Below are 16881 nucleotides of genomic sequence, written 5' to 3' on the forward strand. Positions count from 1 at the left end.
GTTTGAAGATGCCTTTGATTTCGCGTTTCATCCTTCTGCTGGGAGTGCTGCTGGTCAGCGCCTGCGCCCAGCAAGCCCCGGCCTTCGCACCGCCGTCCGAACGCCCGCTGGCGGCCAGTGAAAAACCGTGGCCGAAAAATCACGTGCTCGGCATTGCTTATCACGACGTCGAAGACCGCGACCCTGATCAGGCGGTGGTGGCGGTGCGTACCGAGCGCATGATCGAGCAGCTCGCCTGGTTGCGCGAGAACGGCTACAAACCGGTGACGGTCGACCAGATCATGGCCGCGCGCAAGGGCGGCCCGGAGCTGCCGGCGAAAGCGATCCTGCTCAGTTTCGACGACGGTTATTCGAGCTTTTATACCCGCGTGCTGCCAGTGCTGCGCGCCTACAACTGGCACGCCTTGCTGGCCCCGGTCGGCGTCTGGATCGACACGCCGCTCAATCAACCGGTGGACTTCGCTGGCGCTCCGCGCGCGCGTTCCGATTTCCTGACCTGGGATCAGATCCGCGAAATCTCGCAATCCGGTCTGGTGGAAATCGCCGCCCACACCGACGCCAGTCACAAAGGCATCCTCGCCAACCCGCAGGGCAACATGCAGCCGGCGGCGGCAACCCGACGCTACGATCCGGTGACCAAACGCTACGAGTCCGAAGAGGATTTCCGTGCGCGGATCCGCAACGACGTCGCGACCATCTCGGAAAAGATTCGCAAGGTCACGGGCTACAAGCCGCGCATCTGGGTCTGGCCTTACGGCGCGGCGGACGGTACTTCGCTGGCGGTGATTGGCGACCAGGGCTACGAAATGGCCCTGACCCTCGACGACGGTCTCGATGCCCTCGACAACCTGATGAGCAGCCCGCGCTTCCTGGTTTCCTCCGATCCCGATGGCGAGGTGTTCTCCAATAGCATCGTCGACGTGCAGTCGGATTTCGTCATGCGTGTGGTGCACGTCGATCTGGACAACGTCTACGACCCGGACCCGGCACAACAGGACATCAACCTCGGCAAACTGGTGCAGCGCATGGCCGACATGGGCGCCAACACGGTGTTCCTGCAAGCCTTTGCCGACCCGAAGGGCGATGGTCTGGTGCACTCGCTGTACTTCCCCAACCGTCACTTGCCGGTACGTGCGGATATTTTTAACCGCGTCGCCTGGCAACTACGTACCCGCGCTAACGTGAAGGTCTTCGCGTGGATGCCGGTGCTGAGTTTTGGTCTCGACTCGAAACTGCCGCGCGTGACCCGGTGGGACCCGAAAACCGGCATCACCTCGGTGGATCCGGATCAGTACCAACGCTTGTCGCCGTTCGATCCGGAAGTGCGACGGATCATCGGCGAAATCTATGAAGACGTGGCACGGCTGACGTCGGTCAACGGCATCCTCTATCACGACGACGCGATTCTGTCGGACTTCGAGGATGCCGGCCCCGAGGCGTTGAAAGCCTACGTCGCCCACGGTTTGCCAGGTTCGATTGCCGCCCTGCGCGATGATCCGGCGGCAATGCAGCGCTGGACGCGGTTCAAGAGCCGCTACCTGATCGACTTCACCAACGAGCTGACCGCCAAAGTCCGCGCCATTCGGGGCCCGCAGGTGCTGACCGCGCGCAATATTTTCGCCGAGCCGATGCTCAATCCCGACAGCGAAGCCTGGTACGCGCAGAACCTCGACGACTTCTTGCAGACCTACGACTGGACCGCGCCGATGGCCATGCCATTGATGGAAAAACAGACCCAGGCCGAGTCCGGCCCGTGGCTGGAAACCCTGGTGCAAACCGTCAGCAAGCGCCCCGGTGCCCTGAACCGCACGGTGTTCGAGTTGCAGGCCCGCGACTGGACGAAAAAAGATCAGGCCGACATCGACGGCGCGCACCTCGCCGACTGGATGGGCCGCCTCAAGCGTCAGGGCGCGACCAGTTTCGGTTACTACCCGGACAACTTCCTCGACAACCTGCCGGACCTGAAAACCGTAAGGCCTGCACTCTCCAACAAATGGAACCCATGACATGCTGGATAGACTGTTAGCCCTGCTTGTTCTGGCGCTCGTCCTCGGCGTGCCGCTGGGACTGATCTTCCTGGTCACCGGGCAGTTCCTGATGGACTTCGTGTTTTTCTACCCGTTGTTCATGTCCGGGTTGTGGATTGCCGGCGGCCTGTATTTCTGGCTGCACTGGGAACGCCACTGGCCGTGGAAGGACGACACCCTGCCACCGCCCCTGGCGGGCGAGCCGCTGATCTCGATCCTGATCCCTTGCTACAACGAAGGTGACAACGCCGCCGATACGATCCACGCGGCGCTGGCCCAGCACTACCCGAACATCGAAGTCATCGCGATCAACGACGGCTCCAAGGACAACACCGCCGAAGTCCTCGACCGCCTGGCCAAGGAAGACCCACGCCTGCGCGTGCTGCATCTGGCGGAAAACCAGGGCAAGGCGGTCGCCCTGCGCATGGGCGCGATTGCCGCGCGCAGTGAATATCTGGTGTGCATCGACGGTGATGCGTTGCTGGCGCCGAATACGGCGGCCTATCTGGTCGCGCCGATGCTGGATAACGCACGCCTTGGCGCGGTGACCGGCAACCCGCGAATTCGTACGCGCTCGACGCTGGTCGGGCGGGTTCAGGTCGGCGAGTTCTCGTCGATCATCGGCTTGATCAAACGTACGCAACGAGTGTTCGGACGGATCTTTACCGTGTCGGGGGTGATTGTCGCATTCCGCCGTACGGCGCTGAATCGGGTGGGCTACTGGAGCCCGGACATGATCACCGAAGACATCGACATCAGCTGGAAGCTGCAACTCGATCACTGGAGCATCTTCTACGAGCCGCGCGCGCTGTGCTGGATTCTCATGCCGGAAACCCTCGGCGGTCTGTGGAAGCAGCGCCTGCGCTGGGCCCAGGGCGGTGCCGAAGTGCTGTTCAAGAACATCCGCGGCATCTGGCAGTACCGTCACCGCTATCTGTGGCCGCTGCTGTTCGAATACTGCCTGTCGACCGGTTGGGCGTTTACCTTCCTGCTGTCGGTGATTTTCTGGGGTGTCGGCAAGTTTGTGGTCATGCCAGAGTCGATTGCCGTGCATCACCTGATGCCGCCGGCGTTTACCGGGCTGTTGCTGGCGTTCGTCTGCCTGGTGCAGTTCGCGGTCAGCATCATCATCGACCGGCGCTACGAGCCGGGGTTGGGCAAGACCATGTTCTGGGTGGTCTGGTATCCGATTGCATTCTGGCTGGTCAGCCTGCTGACCACGCTGGTCAGCTTCCCCAAAGTGTTATTCGGCCAGCATCAGAAACGGGCGCGTTGGGTCAGCCCTGACCGCGGCATCAAACCGATCGGGGACGACGAAGAGGAGGTCATCAAATGAAAATCATCCGGACCCGCCAGCGGCCTTTTCTGGTCGTGGTCGATGTGATTCTTACCGTGGTGGCATGGGTGGGGCTGCTGTTCTTGCTGATACGCGGGCTATGGCCGCTGATCGAAACTCATGCGGGCGGGCCACGCATCGACAATTCGGCGTTCGAAGCGCTGGGCACTTTGCAGATTTATCTGTGGGTGGCGCTGGTCAACGCGGTGATTCTGATCGGTTGGGCGCGTTATCAGCAGCGCAAGAGCAGAAGCTTCGCCCAGCGCCGCTTGCCCGCGCCGGTGGTCGATGATGAAGGGCTGACCAAGAGTTTTCGTCTGTGCGATGACCGCTTGCAGAAGCTGCGTACCCCTGGGGTCATGACCATCCATAACGATCAGGAAGGGGACATCAGCCATGTGGTGACGCATTTCTGGCCGGTTCAGCAGCAGGATTTGCCACCGCCGCTGGCACCGCTGGAGCACCCGCGGGTGATCTTCCTGCATGCTGAAGATGACGATAATCGCGAACCGGTGAGCCGCCTGACCTGAGCTGGAAATACCCCTGCAGGCGCTGCCGAAGGGGGTGATCGTCCCACGCAGGGAGCGTTGACGAAGTTAATCGCGGATCAGGGTCCAGGCCTCCGCAATGGGCAGCGGCTGCTTCATCCGCTCCGCCAGTAGCGCCATCGCCCGTTCTTTTTCGCAGGCCACGGCCGCCACCACCACGCCATTCTTTGCGAACAGGCCGATAAAGGGTGGCTGTTCGGGTTCGCCCATGAACTCGACCTCATCCCACTGTTCGGCGTGGCCAAGGTAGTCGTAATTCTTGCCGAAATGCCAGGTCCAGAAAAACGGCACGTCGAGGTAATGCTCTTCACCGCCGAGCATATTGGCAGCGGCGATGCGTGCGTGTTGCTGGGCCAGGCGCCAGTGTTCGATGCGTTGCAACTGGCCGTTCAGCGGAAACGTGGCGATGTCGCCGATGGCCCACAGCCCTTCGGTGACACGCATGCCGCCGTCAACGCGCAATGACTGATCTTTTTCTTTCGGCAATGACCCGAACGCCTCCGTGGCCGGGTGCACGCCGACCCCGGCCAGCACCAGATCTGCCGAAAGACGCAGGCCATTGTCCAGCAATACGGCTTCGACCTTGCCATCGCCGATGATCTCGGTGGCGGTGTGCTCGGTGATGAATTTCACCCCGTTCTGTTCGTGCAGTGCGCGGATGGCCAGGCCTACGGCCTCGCCGAACTGGGCCGCGAAAGGGATGGCGTGGCGCGCGAGTACCGTGACGTCGAGGCCGTGCTGGCGCAAGGCCGAGGCGCATTCGAGAGCGATGAAACTGTCGCCGATGATGACGACGCGCTGATCCGCTCTGGCAGTGCGCATGATCTGTTCGGCCTGGGCTTTTGAGCGCAGGACGAACACGTGGGGCAGTTCAGCGCCGGGTAACTTCAGCGGGTTGGGTTCGCCACCCGTGGCCAGTACGGCGGCGTCATAGTTCAGGGTCTGGCCATCGTTGAGCTGCAGGGTTTTGGCCTGGGCATCCAGTGCGGTGATTTCGCTGTGCAGGCGTTCGATGCGCTGCTCTTTATAGAAAACTTCATCGCGCAACGCCGGGGTTTCTGCTGCCGGCGTTTCCCCGGCGAGGACAAACTTGCTCAGCACCGTACGGTCGTAACCGGCGTCCGGTTCGCGGTCGATCAGGATGATCCGGCCACCAAAGCCTTTCTCCCGCAGCGCCGCCGCACAGGCTGTACCGGCGGCCCCTGCGCCGACAACCACGAACAGGCGCGGGTCATCGGCCGGGGGCGTGTGTGGATCTGCCAGCGGCTGGTCATCGACCCACACCTCGTCGCCGCGCACTTCCAGCGGATAACGTTTGAGGCTGTCGAGCGCCGGCGGCTCGCACAGCGCGCCGTCCTCGGCGCGAAAAGCGGCCTTGTGCCATGGGCAGATCAGGCGTCCGTGACACAACGCACCGTCAGCCAGCGGCGCCCCGGCATGCGGGCATTCGCCCTGAAAGGCGCGGAGCTGGCCGCTGGCGCGCAGCAGGACGATCTTGCAGTCGCCGATTTCGACGGGCAGGCCACGGTCTTCAGGGACATCGGCGATACGGGCGACACGGTGCAGGGACATGTTCGGCTTCCTCGCAGGCATTTCTCTTACGAGTTTGCGCATCAGTGCGAGGTTCAGCCATTTGCTACTGCCACGGCACGAACGGTACAGCTATAGTTTGCAGGCCGACGACGGCCCAACTGCACAAGGTGCTCCCGGAATGACCCGATTGACCTCTCTCAACCCATGGCTGGCGGCCCTCGCCGTCACCCTTTGCGTGCAGTTTCCGGCGCAGGCCCAGGAGCGCTTTACCCTGAACATCCCGGGTGTTTCCGATAACCGGCTGTTCACCTCGGCGGCGGCCAGCGATGCGCCCGGTTGCGGCGGCAAGAACCAGTCGCCGGCCCTGAGCTGGAACGCCGGCCCTGCCGGTACCCAGAGCTATGCGATCGTCATGCACGATCCAGATGGCCAGAAAGGCCTGGGCGTCGATCACTGGATTCATTACGGCATCAAGTCCACCACGCACCAGATTGCGGCAGGCGTCGGTGCCAAATCCGCGCTGGAAGGCGTTGGCGGCACCAACAGCAAGGGCAACACCCATTACATGGGGCCGTGCCCGCCAGTGGGCGACAGTGCGCACCACTACATCATCCAGATCTACGCCCTGGATCTGGCGCCGGATGCACTGCCGGCCGGTCTGACCCGCGCCGAGCTGATGGAAAAAATCAAAGGCCATGTGCTGCGCAACAGCAGTGCGGTGCGGCGTTATCACCGCTGAAGATTTTTTTTGCGGCGTTTAACCCGAACTGAACGGGCTGCCCGTCTCAGGGGATGAATGATCACTTTCATCCCGAGGTCAGCCCCCATGTCTCATTCTCTTTTGCGTCCTGTTGCGGTCGGTGTGCTGCTGGCGCTCGCCGGTTGCGGTGCTTCGTCCACACCCGATTCCGCTGCAGTGCCACCGGCGGCACAGCCTGAAGTGCTGGTTCAGCAGGAAGCCGCGATGGCGGGTGGGGCGATGGCCAAGCGTATGGCCCGGCCGGCGCCGATCGCCAGTTTCGCCGCGATGCCCGGCGCAGACAGTTATCCACAGGGCTATCGCGATGAGTCGCGCGAGCAGTATCAGGCGCTGGCCGACAACCCGATCCACAGTGTCGCCGAAACCCCGGTTTCAACCTTCAGCGCTGATGTCGACACGGGTGCGTACGCCAATGTCCGCCGCTTGCTCAATCAAGGCCGACTGCCACCGGAAGGCGCGGTGCGACTGGAGGAAATGGTCAATTACTTCCCTTATGACTACGCGTTGCCCAGCGATGGCTCGCCTTTCGGTGTGACCACCGAACTGGCGGCCTCGCCGTGGAACCCGCACACGCGTTTGCTGCGCATTGGCATCAAGGCCTCCGACCATGCCGTGGCGGAACTGGCCCCGGCCAATCTGGTGTTTCTGGTGGACGTGTCCGGCTCGATGGATCGCCGCGAAGGCCTGCCGCTGGTCAAAAGCACGCTGAAGTTGTTGGTCGATCAGTTGCGCGAGCAGGACCGGGTGTCGCTGGTGGTGTATGCCGGCGAATCCAGAGTGGTGCTGGAGCCGACTTCCGGACGCGAGAAAGCGAAAATTCGTACAGCCATCGAGCAATTGACCGCAGGCGGCTCCACCGCTGGCGCGTCGGGCATTGAACTGGCCTATCAAATGGCGCAGCAGGCGTTTATCCCCAAGGGCATCAATCGCATCCTGTTGGCCACCGACGGTGACTTCAATGTCGGCATCAGCGACTTCGACAGCCTCAAGCAAATGGCTGTGGATAAACGCAAGACCGGGATTTCCCTGACCACCCTGGGTTTTGGTGTGGATAACTACAATGAACACTTGATGGAGCAACTGGCCGACGCCGGTGACGGTAACTACGCCTACATCGACAACCTGCGCGAGGCGCGCAAGGTGTTGGTGGATCAGTTGAGTTCGACCCTCGCCGTGGTGGCGCAAAACGTCAAATTGCAGGTGGAGTTCAACCCGGCGCAGGTCAGTGAATATCGCCTGCTCGGCTACGAAAACCGCGCGTTGAAGCGTGAGGACTTCAGCAATGACAAGGTCGATGCCGGCGAGATCGGCGCAGGACACACGGTGACGGCGCTGTATGAAATTGTCCCGGCGGGTGAGAAGGGCTGGCTCGAGCCGTTGCGTTACGCTAAATCGGCGCCAGCGGTTTCCGAGAAGAATGGGGAATTGGCGATGCTGCGTGTGCGTTATCAACCGCCCGAAGGTGGGAAAAGTCTGCTGATCGAGCGGCCGATTGCCAATCAGGTCGCACCGGCCAGTGAAGACCTGCGGTTTGCCGCTGCGGTTGCGGCGTTTTCCCAGCAACTCAAGGACGGCCGCTACACCGGCGATTTCAGCCTCAAAGACACCGAAGCCCTGGCCCGTGGCGCACGTGGTGACGACCGCTTCGGCCTGCGTAGCGAGTTTGTGCAACTGGTCGAACTGGCGCAAAGCCTGCGCACCTCGACCGCATCGAATACGCTGGCCACTGAGCGACGGATTGAATAGTGAGTCGTCTGAAAGGCTTCATCAGTCAGCTCTTTGCTGGGCCAGACCGTTCAAGCGCCAGCAGCGATGACGCGCTGCTGGCGCGTTACCGCGAGGGCGACGGCGCGGCGTTCGAAATCCTGTACGCCCGCCATCGCCAGGGTTTGTATCGGTTTCTGCTCGGCTTGAGCGGTAAACCCGAACTGGCTGACGAAGTCTTTCAGGAGACCTGGCTGAGCCTGATCCGCAGCGCCAGTCAGCCACAAGGCCGGGCGACCTTTCGTACGTGGCTGTTCCAGATTGCCCGCAATCGCTTGATCGATCACTGGCGCAAACACGGCGCTCACCAGCCGCTGCACGACAGCTACGACGAACAGCTGCATGCGATTGGCGACGAGACCAACGATCCCGAACAATTGCTGAACCTCAGCCGCGACAGCCAGCGCCTGGAAAGCGCCCTGCAAGCCTTGCCCGCCGACCAGCGCGAAGTGTTCCTGCTGCGTGCCCACGGCGACCTCGACCTGGCGCAAATCGCCAGCCTCACCGACACACCGCTGGAAACCGTTAAAAGCCGCTTGCGCTACGCCCAGCAAAAACTGCGTCGGCTGCTGGCCGAGGAGGTACTGACATGACTGACGCCCGCCAGACACCCGAAGAGCAACTGCTCAAGCACTATCGCGAGCAACACGACGCCGAACCACCGGCGCACCTCGATTCGTCGATTCTCGCGGCTGCCCGCCACAACGCCCCGGTACCGAAAACAAGCCTGTGGCAACGCTGGCTGCAAGCCTGCCAGAAGCCGCGTTGGCAGGTCGCCTTCGCCAGCCTGGTCGGTGTGGCACTGATGCTGTCACTGGTGCAACGTGCGCCCGAGCCGCAGCCCCGGTTCGACTTCGCCCCAGCCGCCAAGCCCGCCGCACCATTGGCGCGCAAACAAGCCCCTGAAGCGCAGTCGCTGGCAGCCCCTGCTGGCGGCATGCCGGCACCGGCGCCGATGATGGAAATGGCGGCGCCGATGCAAAGCGACGCGATCAGCACCGACGAAGCCAAAGTCAGCAAACGCGCCGCCGCCCCGGCCAACGGCCTCGATACACAACTGCGCGAAGTCCTGCGCCTGCGCGAATCCGGTCAATCCCAAGCCGCCGATGCGCTGTACAACAACCTGCACAAACGTTATCCCGACGTGGATCTCGACATCCGCCTCGAACAAATCCGCAAGAACTGACCGCGTGTTCTCTCAGCCATTTGGCATCGACCCGCAAAAACGCGCACTATCGGGCCATAGCTGAAGCGCTGGAGAAACACCGTGGCACCAAAAATCGACCGCATCGCCCAACTCCTCAACTGCCCACAGAAGGGTGAGGAGATGCGGCGCGCGATTACCGAAGCTCGCAAGGAGTTTCTGCTGAACCAGTCGGAAGAAGACGTCGTGGAAGAAGACGAGGTTTTTGAGGAGATTGGGGAAGAAGAGGATGACGACGATTACGATGAGTTTGACTGGACGACGGAGTGACCGTCGCCGTAAGTCAGTATCGCGTCCACAAAAAAGCCCCGGACCATCACAGTCCGGGGCTTTCTCGTTTGAATCAATGGCGCACCAGGCGGGATTCGAACCCACGACCCCTGCCTTCGGAGTCCTAAAAGCCGACGTTTAGAATCAATACGTTAGCGCGGATTAGCTGGGAAATCAAAGGGTTGTATTAGCTTTGGGTTAGCGGGTTTTCGCCTCGTTTAGCTGGGCGAGTGTGGCAAATTTGTGGCATTCCGGTCAGTGGTTAAGCCTCTCCGGACATCTATTGACTGGACTCATCCAAAGTAGCCAGTTGTGAAGCGCATTAGGCGGCCAAAAGCGAACTGATTAACTTCTGCTAGGTATGAAGCTCGAGGTTATCTAAGGAAGCAGGGGGCGATTCACCCCCATTTTTCATGATGCGCTGTCCACCATCTGGCTAAGCGTTGCACAGTGGATTGGCAAGTCAGCCAACCGCTTGTTAGAGAGCCCAATAGAGATGGCAGGAGCGCAGATTGCTATTTTCTGACGTCATCTTTCTAGTTTCAGCAGCCTAAGTATTTCGGCAGGCTTATCCCATTCACCGTATGGGAACCAGATGGGTGTAATTCCGTGATCTGCCATATACCGGTCTCTTTCAATTCGTTCATCTGCATCGTTGGGCGCCACCATAATCGCAAAATGCTCTGGCAAGAACTCCGGCGCGGAGTCATGAGCTTCTTTCAAAACAGTAAGGTATCGATCAGAGATAAGGCTGCATCCAACGAAAAGAACGGTAAAGCTCCCGAAAATCCTCTTTAGAGCATTAGGTATGGGGAGAGTGTAATCAATTACTTCATTACCGTATCCGAGGTTATACTCGGCCCGCGTCAGTATGCGATCCCGCTGCTCATCGATATTCCCATGCAGCTTTAGGAGGTACTTATCGCTTCGGTATATGGCTTTCAAGAATCTTCCAGTGCTATCCCTGCCGACGACCTTCTCCTCAAATGGGTGTTTTTCAGCGTGGCACTTTTCTAAGACACGATCAAAGTTTGTGGTTATGTAGCAGCCATCAAATAGGCCCATTAGCTCTAGAGAGGGGCTTAGAGATGGGCTTATGCGGCCGCCCTCAAATTGAGTCGTGAAGTCCCTTTGGAAAACGTTGATGCTTAAGCGTGTTATAACTTCGTCCATGAGCTGTTCGTGTTGCCCGTTTCTTAATCGCACCTTTACATCAGCTTCATCAAATCCAGAGCGGATCGCTTGACTAATTATGTAGTCGGACCACGCAGGGCAGCCCGCGGATACCGAAAATCCCGCGCCAACAAAAGGAACTACAGTTGCTCGATGCCTCACCAAATTGAGGAGCTTGTCATACGCACCATCGTTAGTTGGGAAGTCGCCAAGCATTAATACTTCGTGGCGCTTGATAGCGATGTCATCCTTAACTAACTGCCGGTACGTTGGGAGGTCCGAGACAAATAGTGCGGCGCTCACTGGGGAAATTGGTTGTTCTTCGCCGTCGGGTTTTCGAAGGATAAGTTCATATCCTTCGATGTCTCCATCATCTAAACGTCTGTTAAAGTCATCATTTAACTCAAATTCTTGGCTCTCGGTTGCGTGCTCGGCATAGTGGAAAAGTAAATCCCTAAGATTCATTGTGCTACCCCGATCTTAAACACCGCATCTGTAAGGTCTAGCTGGGTTGTCTTAGCAAGGCTGAGGCTGGCCTTGAGATGGTCGCACAGGGTCACCAGCTCATCGACTTTTTTGGTGATGCGTTGTTGCTCAAGCGTAGGGCTCAAAGGAACTAATAACTCTTCCCACTTCGAACGGTTTATGATCGGTGTTGCCGATCCCGTTGACTTCCGAATGATCGAATCATAAAAAATATCGGTTGATACAGCAGCGAAAAGATATTTTGATGAAACAAAAATTGGCCTTATTGAGTTTATTTGCTGATTGAATGCCAGTCTTTTGTCCACAATCGCCGCCTTCCCAATGGAGCCTCCAATGCAAACCATGAGAATGTCATTTGGCACGGCCTCCATGCTTTCAAACAAGCCTTCTTCTGAGACTGATTTCTCAGAAAGAAGCAGCTTGCCCTGAGGTGAGATCTGGCCCGGTCCAATAAATGGAATATTTCCCTCGAAAAACTCTGGCTGACTTGTGCTAGGTGTCTTCCCGGTTGAGCATATGCCAACTTGACCAAGTCTTACCCACTCCCATCCCTTAGGCAAAGCAAAGGGCTTTTCCTCTTCGCTAATCGGTGGCTGGGGTTTTTCCTTCTTGATTTTGCGCTCCTTTACCAGCTTCGCTTTTTCGGCGGCGATTTTCTTCAGAAGCTCACTGGCGGGTTCTTCGTTGGGGTCTTGCAGGACGAGTTTTCCCATCACGGCCAGTTGCAGAATGGTCTGCTTGAGCCGGTCGATGCTCTGTTCGGTGGTGAACAGGGTGTTGAAGTGGGAGGCGATGCGTTGCCAGGCGCTGGTGACTTGGGCGTTGTTATTCGCTTGAGTGAGACCAATAAGCAGGGCTTCTACCAGCGTTTGGTGGGCAGTACGACTGCTTTCAGTCTGCTGCTCCAGCTGATCACACAGCGCCATTAGTTCGTCGACTTTGGCGACAATGCGGTGTTGTTCGGCTAACGGGGGTAGCGGGATCGTTATCGCATCGACATCACTCAAGCGAAAACTATTCTTTACTCCTCGCTGTGGTTCATTAAATTGAAAAGATGCAAGTGGGGAACGCAATACTTCAGGGAAATACCGACCTCTGCACAATGGAAGAAATCTAACTAGGCACGTGTGTTGATTTATGTAAGCTTCACCAAAGTCTTCGGGAATCCTGCCCAAATTTCCTACTTCGCCGGTTATCGAGATAAGCAGGTCGTGCGCTTCTAGCCGTGTTCGATTTCCTTCACCGTTTTGAGGAGGATTCACGAATCTTAGGTTATCTAGTCGAAGCTCATAGCTGCCCTTTGATAGGTTCCCCATAGTTACGAATATGGCGCCATCATCAGAAAGGTACTGGGCCCAATCACGAGATCCAGATGTTATGAGCTGAGAGACGTTCGAAATTCTCGCCCACTCCCACCCCGCCGGCAACGCAAACGGCTTTTGCTCTTCACTAATTGGGGGAAGCGGCTTTTCCTTCTTTATTTTGCCTTCCTTTACTAGCTTCGCTTTTTCTGCAGCGATCCTCCTTAATAACTCACTGGCAGGCTCGTCGCTCGGATCTTGAGGCACCAGCAGGCCGCGCACGGCAAGCTCCAGAATCAGTTCGCGAAGTTTCTTGATGCCGTAAAGTTCGATCTTGTTGGAGGAGCCCCGGCCAGCGGCAGATTTGCGCTTGATGGTAGAGGTCCATAGGTCCAGATGTTGGGTAACGAGTTGCTCAACAGCCACCATGTTCATTTCTCTCCAGCCAAAGCAGCTGCCAGAATTGCCCTGAGTTGATCGCGTAGGCTCTGGATTTCCGCCTGCTGGGCCTCAAATTGGGCCAACAGCTCTTCTGGGTCGTGGCTAATCTGCTCGCCCACATGCGGATTCTTGATATCGAGGTTGTAGCTGCGGGCGGTAATGTCCTCGATACTCACCTTCCAGGCCTGCTGGGTTTCTATGCGGGTCTTGAAGCTATCGGCCTCGCTGCCCCACCATGCACGCTCGGTCTCGAACTCTTCAAACTGCATGGGACGGGACTTGTTGTAGCTGCTCACGCCTTCCGGGTAGGGGTGCTCGTAGAACCACACTTCCTTGGTGGCTGGCCACTCGCTTTCCGGCTTCTTGGTGAAGAAGAGGATATTGGTTTTGATGCCTGTGTAGGGATTGAACACGCCATTAGGCAGGCGAACGATAGTGTGAAGGTGGCACTGTTCCAGCAGTATCTGTTTCAGGCGGGTTTTCATTCCCTCCCCAAACAGGAAACCATCCGGAAGCACCACGGCAGCTCGGCCATTATTCTTCAGCAGCTTTACCACCAGGGCCATAAACAGGTCCGCGGTTTCGCGGGTGCGCAGTGTGGCAGGGAACTGGTTTTCCACGCCGTCTTCTTCCATGCCGCCAAAGGGGGGGTTGGTGACAATTACGTTCACCCGGTCGGCCTCGCCGTAATCCTTATAGGCACGGCGACTGAGCATGTTGTCGTGCTCGATCTGGGTGGGTGTATCAATTCCGTGGAGAATCATGTTGGTGGTGCACAGCATGTGTGGCAGGGCCTTTTTCTCCACACCGTGAATGCTGCCGACCATCACGGCTTCGTCATCGTTGTTTTTTACATACTTTGCGCGCTTGTGTTCGATGGTGCAGGCGAGAAAACCGCCGGTACCGCAGGCCGGGTCCAGTACGCTTTCAGCCAGTAACGGGTCCACCCGATCCACAATGAACTTAGTGACGGCACGCGGAGTGTAGAACTCGCCGGCATTGCCCGCGCTTTGCAGGTCTTTGAGGATCTGCTCGTAAATGCTGCCGAAGGTGTGGCGGTCCTGTGTGTTGTTGAAGTCGATCTCGCAGATCTTGTTGATGACCTGTCGCATCAGTGTGCCCGACTTCATGTAGTTGTAGGCATCTTCAAAAACATTGCGAACCACCAGTGCCCGTGCACCGGTTTCGCCGCTAACGTTTAGCTTGGTTTTCAGGGTGGGGAAGAGTTGCAAGTTGATGAAGTCGCTGAGCTCGTCGCCGGTCATGCCCTCAGGATCAACTGCCCAGTTGCGCCAGCGCAAGTGCTCGGGAAGGGGGGATTTGTAGTCATCTTCCAGCAGTTCAATTTCGGCTTCGCGGTCATCATAGATTTTCAGGAAGAACATCCATACCAGCTGGCTGATGCGCTGCGCGTCGCCATCCACGCCGACGTCCTTGCGCATGATGTCCTGAGTGGATTTGATAATACCGCTGACGTTACTCATTTAATTTCCTGAGGTCTTTAAGGGGGCTGTCTGGATCAGTTGGCTTGTTTGAAAAGCTCGTTTTCCAGCGCCTGAACTGCTTGTTCGTAATTAGCTTTGCCGCCGAACACACCGTTGATGATTTCCATCGGAGTGCCGATCCGCTTGAAGGGGTCGAGCTTGAGCACATTATTGTTTTCAATGCTGGCGACGCCTTCGTCGGCATATTTGTCCAATAGAGCCTCCAGTACGGCGCGGGCTTGCTCACCATACTCGATGAAGTAGTTGCGCTTTTTCACGTTGCTGGCGCGTTCACGGCGGGTTAGCGGCGGCTGGTCGAAGGCAATGTGGCAGATCAGGTCGAAATCGCCGTAATCATTGCCCACTTCCTGCGCCAGCTTTGGCAGCTCAATGCCGTATTCGGCCAGCGCCTCGATAATTGCCGCCTTCTTTTTGGCACCGCTCCACTTCTGCAGAAAATCATCCAGCGAGGTGAACTCCTTGCGAATATTCTTACGGCTGTAGTCGCGGTAGCTTTCGGTGACCATCTGGCCGTCTTCGCCTAGGAATTCCACCCGCTCGTTGAGGATACGGACCTCTACGCCGCTTACATGGAATTTCCTGACACCCTCGTCCTCCTCGCCGTCATCGCCTTCGTCCTCTTCATCCGGCATCGGATCCGGCGGTACCGGGTCATCACCATCATCCGGTTCGTAGATCACCACGGGCTCGCCATCAAAGTCTGGGTCTTTGAACAGTTCAGTGGCGCGCTTAAAATCCATGATGGTGAAGAAATACTTGTTCTTTGACTCCTCGATGCGGGTGCCACGACCGACGATCTGCTTGAAAGTGGTCATGGAGTTCACGGTTTTGTCCAGTACGATGAGCTTGCAGGTCTTGGCATCCACCCCGGTGGTGAGCAGTTCCGAGGTAGTGACAATCACCGGGTATTTGCTTTCCGGATCTATGAAATTATCCAGCTCGGCCTTGCCCTCTACGCTGTCACCGGTGATGCGCATCACGTACTTGCTGTTTTTCTTGGCCAGCGGCCCAGCGGCATTGACAATGGCCTTGCGCATGCGCTCGGCGTGGTCGATGTCTTCACAGAAGATAATGGTTTTCTGGTAAGGATCCGTGGCGAGCATAAGCTTCATCACCCGCTCGGCCACTAGCTTGGTGCGCTTGTTCAGCACCAGTATGCGGTCCATGTCGACCTGGTTGTATTCGCGCTGCTCGATCTCATTGCCGAGGTCATCCTTCATACCGGGCGGTGGTGTCCAGCCGCGGATGTCCTTGTCGATGTCGATGCGCACCACCTTGTAGGGGGCGAGAAAACCGTCCTGGATACCCTGCTTCAGCGAGTAGGTGTAGATCGGCTCTCCAAAATAGGTGATGTTGGAAGCGTATTTGGTTTCCTTCGGTGTGGCGGTCAGACCGAGCTGGATCGCGCCGTCAAAGTACTCAAGGATCTCCTTCCACGCGGAATCCTCGTTGGCGCTGCCGCGGTGGCACTCGTCAATCACGATGAGATCGAAGAAATCCCGCGAGACGGTTTTGAAGATCTTGTCTTCCTCATACGGGCCGGTGAGCGCCTGATACAGCCCCAGATATACTTGGTAGGAGGGGTCTATCTTGCGGCTCTTGATCTTGGTCATCACCGGGCCAAAGGGCTTGAAGTCGTTGACCAGGGTCTGGTCGGCGAGAATATTGCGGTCCACCAGAAACAGGATGTGCCGTGCTTTCTTGGCCTTCCATAGCCGGTAGATGATTTGGAAAGTGGTGTAAGTCTTGCCGGTGCCGGTGGCCATGACGAGCAAGAGGCGTTTTTTACCCTGCGCTACCTTTTCCACAACACGGTTGATGGCTTCGGCCTGGTAGTAACGCGGCTCCTTGTTGGAGCCATCGTCGTGATAGGGCTCGGTGACCAGTGCTTCCTGTTCGTCTTCAATTCCGCGAAAGAGCTTGTAGCGCGCCCAAAGCTCGTCCGGTGAGGGGAAGCCTTCCAGCGCAAATTCGATTTCTATGTCTTCGCCTGGAGCCGCGGACTTGTTGTGGCTGGCAAAGCCGTCTCCATTGGAACTGAAAGCGCAGGGCACCTCTAGGATATCGGCATAACCCAACGCCTGCTGAAGTCCATGGCTGACAGTGAAGGTATTGTCTTTGGCCTCCACCACCGCCACCGGTACGCCCTTCTCCTTCTGTAGGACGTAATCCGCAAACTTCTTCTTCTTCTTGTTGCGAGAGGACAAGTTGCCACGCACCACCACCGGGCCAGGTGTGAGGGTGACTTCTCGACGGATCTGCGTCATTTCATCCCAGCCGGCCTTGGAAAGGGCTGGGGTAATGAACTTGGCTTTGATGTCCGCTTCGCTGAGCTCTTTCTTTTCTTTGCTATCCATTGCTTTCTCATTCGACTGACAGCACCTGTGCGCTTAAACACGGCCGTATTGATTAATCCGGTAAAGTTTACCGAGTTGCTACGTACTTTCTAGCCTCGCTCGATGCCAAATCGACAGCTACAGAAGGCAGGGGTGACGTGGTCGTCGCTCAGTACCTATCGGTTTGTTTGGCGCAT

At 57.8% G+C, this 16881-nt stretch carries 13 protein-coding genes; 8 read left to right on the plus strand and 5 right to left on the minus strand.

What is annotated here, in order from left to right; genetic code table 11:
• Positions 1 to 8 precede the first annotated feature (8 nt).
• Genes pgaB through pgaD form a run of 3 tightly spaced genes read left to right on the plus strand, consistent with a single transcriptional unit; the run spans position 9 to position 3893 of the window.
• On the plus strand, positions 9 to 2006 hold the full coding sequence (gene pgaB / locus HV782_RS01905; RefSeq protein WP_186748096.1) for a poly-beta-1,6-N-acetyl-D-glucosamine N-deacetylase PgaB: 1998 nt from the start codon (positions 9 to 11) through the stop codon (positions 2004 to 2006).
• A 1-nt stretch (position 2007) separates the two neighbouring features.
• Positions 2008 to 3363 (plus strand): poly-beta-1,6-N-acetyl-D-glucosamine synthase, encoded by a 1356-nt coding sequence (gene pgaC, locus HV782_RS01910; protein ID WP_123470412.1) that lies wholly within the window; start codon positions 2008 to 2010, stop codon positions 3361 to 3363.
• Positions 3360 to 3893: a poly-beta-1,6-N-acetyl-D-glucosamine biosynthesis protein PgaD gene (gene pgaD, locus HV782_RS01915; protein ID WP_123470414.1), complete on the plus strand. Its 534-nt coding sequence runs from the start codon at positions 3360 to 3362 to the stop codon at positions 3891 to 3893. The genes pgaC and pgaD overlap by 4 nt, the downstream gene beginning before the upstream one ends.
• 66 nt (positions 3894 to 3959) lie before the next feature.
• Here pgaD and HV782_RS01920 read toward each other — a convergent pair whose 3' ends face one another.
• Positions 3960 to 5483 (minus strand): FAD-dependent oxidoreductase, encoded by a 1524-nt coding sequence (locus tag HV782_RS01920; RefSeq protein WP_186748097.1) that lies wholly within the window; start codon positions 5481 to 5483, stop codon positions 3960 to 3962.
• A 139-nt stretch (positions 5484 to 5622) separates the two neighbouring features.
• Here HV782_RS01920 and HV782_RS01925 point away from each other — a divergent pair, with 139 nt between their 5' ends.
• The 5 genes from HV782_RS01925 to HV782_RS01945 all read left to right on the plus strand — a co-directional run bounded on the left by HV782_RS01925 (position 5623) and on the right by HV782_RS01945 (position 9442).
• Positions 5623 to 6183 carry a YbhB/YbcL family Raf kinase inhibitor-like protein gene (locus HV782_RS01925; RefSeq protein WP_123470418.1) on the plus strand — a complete coding sequence of 187 codons (561 nt, stop codon included), beginning with the start codon at positions 5623 to 5625 and terminating at the stop codon, positions 6181 to 6183.
• An 87-nt stretch (positions 6184 to 6270) separates the two neighbouring features.
• A complete protein-coding gene (locus HV782_RS01930; protein WP_186748098.1) occupies positions 6271 to 7950 on the plus strand; it encodes a vWA domain-containing protein in 1680 nt (559 codons plus the stop codon).
• A gap of 20 nt (positions 7951 to 7970) precedes the next feature.
• The gene (locus tag HV782_RS01935) at positions 7971 to 8561 is read left to right on the plus strand and encodes an RNA polymerase sigma factor (RefSeq protein WP_225931081.1); all 591 of its coding nucleotides are present in this window, start codon (positions 7971 to 7973) and stop codon (positions 8559 to 8561) included.
• A complete protein-coding gene (locus HV782_RS01940) occupies positions 8558 to 9154 on the plus strand; it encodes a hypothetical protein (protein ID WP_186748100.1) in 597 nt (198 codons plus the stop codon). The genes HV782_RS01935 and HV782_RS01940 overlap by 4 nt, the downstream gene beginning before the upstream one ends.
• An 81-nt stretch (positions 9155 to 9235) precedes the next feature.
• Positions 9236 to 9442 (plus strand): hypothetical protein, encoded by a 207-nt coding sequence (locus HV782_RS01945; RefSeq protein WP_123470426.1) that lies wholly within the window; start codon positions 9236 to 9238, stop codon positions 9440 to 9442.
• Positions 9443 to 9970: 528 nt separating this feature from the next.
• On the opposite strand, the gene HV782_RS01950 is transcribed toward HV782_RS01945, so the two are convergent.
• Genes HV782_RS01950 through hsdR form a run of 4 tightly spaced genes read right to left on the minus strand, consistent with a single transcriptional unit; the run spans position 9971 to position 16705 of the window.
• Positions 9971 to 11080, minus strand: coding sequence for an SIR2 family protein (locus tag HV782_RS01950; protein ID WP_186748101.1), 1110 nt, complete (start codon positions 11078 to 11080; stop codon positions 9971 to 9973).
• Positions 11077 to 12837 carry a restriction endonuclease subunit S gene (locus HV782_RS01955; RefSeq protein WP_186748102.1) on the minus strand — a complete coding sequence of 587 codons (1761 nt, stop codon included), beginning with the start codon at positions 12835 to 12837 and terminating at the stop codon, positions 11077 to 11079. Before HV782_RS01955 ends, HV782_RS01950 begins: the two co-directional genes overlap by 4 nt.
• On the minus strand, positions 12834 to 14327 hold the full coding sequence (locus HV782_RS01960; RefSeq protein WP_186748103.1) for a type I restriction-modification system subunit M: 1494 nt from the start codon (positions 14325 to 14327) through the stop codon (positions 12834 to 12836). Before HV782_RS01960 ends, HV782_RS01955 begins: the two co-directional genes overlap by 4 nt.
• 35 nt (positions 14328 to 14362) lie before the next feature.
• Entirely contained in the window at positions 14363 to 16705 is a 2343-nt protein-coding gene (gene hsdR / locus HV782_RS01965; RefSeq protein ID WP_186748104.1) for an EcoAI/FtnUII family type I restriction enzme subunit R, read from the minus strand.
• Positions 16706 to 16881 lie beyond the last annotated feature (176 nt).

The organism is Pseudomonas monsensis, from assembly GCF_014268495.2.
Lineage (GTDB): Bacteria > Pseudomonadota > Gammaproteobacteria > Pseudomonadales > Pseudomonadaceae > Aquipseudomonas > Aquipseudomonas monsensis.